Annotated in this window: 4 protein-coding genes; all 4 read left to right on the forward strand. The window is 29.7% G+C overall.

Features of this window, described 5'->3' with window-relative positions; genetic code table 11:
• Positions 1–1,556 (forward strand): tetratricopeptide repeat protein (locus QZZ53_RS14950; RefSeq protein WP_296386149.1); only part of this gene is annotated, 1,556 nt, incomplete at its 5' end.
• Positions 1,556–2,293 (forward strand): LytTR family DNA-binding domain-containing protein, encoded by a 738-nt coding sequence (locus QZZ53_RS14955; RefSeq protein ID WP_296386151.1) that lies wholly within the window; start codon positions 1,556–1,558, stop codon positions 2,291–2,293. The genes QZZ53_RS14950 and QZZ53_RS14955, both read left to right, overlap by 1 nt.
• 267 nt (positions 2,294–2,560) lie before the next feature.
• Positions 2,561–3,148, forward strand: coding sequence for a hypothetical protein (locus QZZ53_RS14960; RefSeq protein ID WP_296386152.1), 588 nt, complete (start codon positions 2,561–2,563; stop codon positions 3,146–3,148).
• A 48-nt stretch (positions 3,149–3,196) separates the two neighbouring features.
• The coding region (locus QZZ53_RS14965) for a leucine-rich repeat protein (protein ID WP_296386154.1) at positions 3,197–3,587 on the forward strand (391 nt) is incomplete at its 3' end.

Raw genomic sequence — 3,587 nt, forward strand, 5'->3', positions numbered from 1 at the left:
GTGTATATTATGAGCAAGGCAATTATCCATTATCTTTAAAATACCATAATGAATCTTTACAGGTAGCCGAAAATGCTAAAGACTCTATAGGTATATTTCAATCGCTAAACAATCTAGGAAATTTATATAGGCAACAAAATTTAAATGATAAAGCACTAAATTTTTACAATAAAGCTCTTGCAATAAAAAGTGCAAAATACAATGTCAAAAATATAACAGCATTAAAAAATAATATTAGTGGTATCTATTACGAAAAAGGAGAGTTTAATACTGCAATTAATTACTATAAGGAATCCATTGCACTTAGTAGAGAAATTGATGATAATGTAAATTTATCCTCAGGCCTTAATGGTCTCGGCTTTACATACTTCGAAACCAAGAAATACTCAAAAGCTTTAAGCTATTTTAAAGAAGCCTATCAATTGAATTTGCTAAATAATTTTCCATACGATTTATCAGATTCATATCATGGTATGGCAGATACATATTACGGTTTGAAAAACTATAATTTAGCTTTAGTCAATGCCGAGAAATTAGCCCAATTATCAGATAAACATGAGTTTTTAAGGCACAAAAAAAATGCCTACTACTTGCTTTCTAAAATCTATAATAAAACAGGTAAATATAAAAAAGCATTTGAAAGCCATCAACAATTTAAAATACTAAATGATAGCCTTTTCAACAAAGAAAACGTAGAAAAAATAGCCCAATTAGAATACGAATACAAATACAAACAAGCAATAGACTCTGCTAGTATTAGAGAGTTAAAACTGACCAAAACAGTAAAAGCGACATCTCAGGATTTAGAAAAGTCGCAACGAAATTTATTGCTTGGTGTGATTGGGTTTTTGGCGATGATTTTAATTTTAGGGACTATTATTTTCTTCTTAAAATTAAGGAACGAAAAATCAAAAACTCAAAATATAGCTATAGAGCAAAAACTCTTGCGCTCACAAATGACACCACATTTTATATTCAATTCGCTTTCTGTATTGCAAGGCATGATATTAAATAATGAAGATAAAAAATCGATGTTTTACTTATCTAAATTTTCAAAATTACTACGGATTACTTTAGAAAATTCACGAGATAAATTGGTCCCTCTTCACCAAGAATTGGAAGCTGTAAATAACTATTTAGAGCTTCAAAATTTAGAGGAAAGTCAATCTTATGAATATACAATTCTAGTAGATGATTTAATAGATGCAACCTTATTTAAAATTCCACCAATGCTAATTCAACCATTTATAGAAAATGCCATAGAACATGCTTTTAAGAACCAAAAGGCGAATAGAAAAATAGATATCCAGCTTAAATATTCAAATAACGAATTGATTTGTACCATTACAGATAATGGTATTGGCATTGATACCAAAAATGGATTTAAGAAGAAAGATAAAAAGTCATTAGCAACAACTATTACTTCAGAGCGCCTAAAAATGTTATCTAAAGATTTTAATATAAAAGGGGCTGTAAGTATTGAGGATAGACAGAAATACAACAAACAAGGAACCATAGTTACTTTAATAATTCCTTATAAAACAGATAACGTATAATGCAATCACTAATCGTAGAAGACAAAGCTTATATTAGAAAAGGGTTACTTAATCTATTAGAGTTAGTAGATAAAGATATACAAATAATAGGTGAGTGCGAATCTGTAAAAGAAGCAGTTGTAGTTGCTAATGCATGTAAACCAGAGCTTATATTTTTAGACATTAATCTTACAGATGGTACGGCTTTCGATTTTTTAGACCAAACGGATCATCTCAATTTCAAGATTATATTTATTACAGCTTATGAAGAATTTGCCTTGCAAGCTTTAAAAATTGGAGCCGTAGATTATCTTTTAAAGCCAGTAGATATAGATGAGTTAAGAACCGCTCTGAAGAAAGTAGCCGATTTACCTATTACAGAACAAAAGCAACAAATACATACCGTTAAACAAGTTTGGAAAAATGAAAATTCTAAACTCATATTATCCCTTCACGATAGTTTTCAGGTTATAGATCTTAAGACATTAATGTTTTGTGAAACTGACAAAGGGTATACCACATTTTATTGTAACAATGATAAAAAGTATATGGTATCAAAAACATTAAAGGAATTTGAACCACAGCTTTCTAAAGCCGACTTTACACGTCCACATCAGTCTTTTATGGTAAACTTAAAGTTTATTGATCGCTATGATAAGTCTGGTACAATTCATTTAAAGAATGGAAAAAAAATACCTGTATCTTCTAGAAAAAAAGAAGCCTTCCTATCTAGTTTTCTTAATTGGGATAAAAATTAGCTCACACTAGTTGGTATATACTGCATGTTTATTAAGGTTTTGACTTAAAAATAGTTGAGTTGAATCCTTTTAAATTTTAATAAATCACTTTTAAAAATTAAGTAATAGACTACAATTTTAATTCGTTTATCGGATAAAATTGCAAATTTATAAATTCACATATTCCATTAACCATCACACTTATATATTCTGAAACCTCAGAAATAGATTTGCTGTTTTTTTCTTCACTTGTTCCATATACATTGAGCTCTCAAATCGACAAATATTATGGATCAAATCAAACCTAAATTAAAGATTGTTAACCTCCTCTTTACGTTATTAGTCATCATATCATTTCTATCATGTGGTGACGGAATCAGTAAACAACCAGTAACAGCAGCAGGTTTTGAAGCAATAGAGCTCGAATTAAAAAGCAAGTTTGGAGATGATGCTTATTATACAGATTTAACAATAACTTATAATGAATCTATTGGTAATATCATTGGAGTAACAGTTACCGAAAACCCAGAATCTTTACAAATGGGACAATGGAATTTAACGCAAAATACTTGGAAACAAAATCAAGATATATCTATTGAAGTTCCACAAGGAAGTAAAGCAACAGATTTTATGTTTCAGTTAGATGATAAAATCAACCTCTCAACATTAGGCGAATTAGCCGAAATATCAACCAAAAAATTAACTGTCGAAAAAAATCTTGAAAACTCAGTGCTAAGTATGGCATTTGTGAAATTCCCAAAAAACGGAGATATCTCAAAAACCGAATACACTGTAATGCTAAGGCCAGAAACTGGTGGAACGACATTCACTTTTCGGTATAACCTAAATGGTGAGCTTATAAAAATGAATTATTAAAAATAACATCCAAAATTTACTTTAAACTTTAATTAAAAACCAAAAATCATGAAAAAATCATTACTTATTTTAACTGCTCTTTTTATATCTGTACTAGGGTATTCGCAAACTGTAGGAGATACTTTTGTTGATAATTTTATAACCTATGAAATTACTTCTGTTACATCTAATACAGTTCAAGTTACGGATTATAATACAACAGGAGGTACCTATGTTTCTATACCAAGCACAATTACTAACGCTTCTATATCATATAGTGTTACAAAGATTGGACCTAGTGCTTTTGAATATAAATCATTGACTAGTGTTGAAATCCCTAACAGTATTACTGAAATTAGGAATTTTGCTTTTAGAAATAATTCGCCCCTTATCAAAGACTTCAATCGGGCGATCAGGGAAATGAAAAAGGACGGAACCATCGGCGAGATTTATAAAAAAT

Origin of the sequence: Winogradskyella sp., from assembly GCF_016744625.1 — a bacterium.
Lineage (GTDB): Bacteria > Bacteroidota > Bacteroidia > Flavobacteriales > Flavobacteriaceae > Winogradskyella.

What these genes read in the sequence shown, in the direction of transcription:
- QZZ53_RS14960 (WP_296386152.1), top strand. Translation starts at nt 2,561, where the DNA reads ATGGATCAAATCAAACCTAAATTAAAGATTGTTAACCTCCTCTTTACG.
- QZZ53_RS14955 (WP_296386151.1), top strand. Translation starts at nt 1,556, where the DNA reads ATGCAATCACTAATCGTAGAAGACAAAGCTTATATTAGAAAAGGGTTA.